The sequence below is a fragment of the Streptococcus suis genome (assembly GCF_002964045.1).
In the GTDB taxonomy this organism is placed as follows: Bacteria; Bacillota; Bacilli; order Lactobacillales; family Streptococcaceae; genus Streptococcus; species Streptococcus suis_U.
Genome location: NZ_POPB01000145.1, coordinates 1 through 418, shown reverse-complemented (window position 1 = coordinate 418; position 418 = coordinate 1). Strand labels below are relative to the sequence as shown.

Here is a 418-nt window from a genome sequence, read left to right as displayed (position 1 = left end):
GGCAGGTATTTCTGGGGATATTCACACCATTATTGGTCTACCCGTAGCCGAAGTTTCCCGCAGGATTTTTTCTGAAGAAGGTTTTGAAAAATAGCAGAGCTCAATAGCTAGTTTGTGGTATAATAGTGGTCGAAAAGGAGAGTTTATGACCGTCGACATTGAAAGATACAAGCAATTGGCCCAGCAGAAGCAAGGAGAACATCGAAAATTTCTAGCAAATTTGAAGAAAAAAGCACCTAAAAATTTGGATAGAATTGTTCAAGATATTCATGCCGAAGTATTTTCTGAAATCGACTGTACAGAGTGTGCCAACTGTTGTAAAACGTTGGGACCACTCTTTACAGAAGCAGATATTACCCGAATTGCCAAGCATTTGCGCATGAAACTTCCAGTTTTTGAGGACATGTACTTGCGTGTG

At 40.2% G+C, this 418-nt stretch carries 2 pseudogenes; both read left to right on the top strand.

Features of this window, described 5'->3' with window-relative positions:
* Positions 1 to 94 (top strand): annotated as a pseudogene (locus tag C1E99_RS15445) (septum formation protein Maf); the annotation flags it as partial.
* A gap of 51 nt (positions 95 to 145) precedes the next feature.
* Positions 146 to 418: pseudogene (locus tag C1E99_RS00635) on the top strand (YkgJ family cysteine cluster protein); the annotation flags it as partial.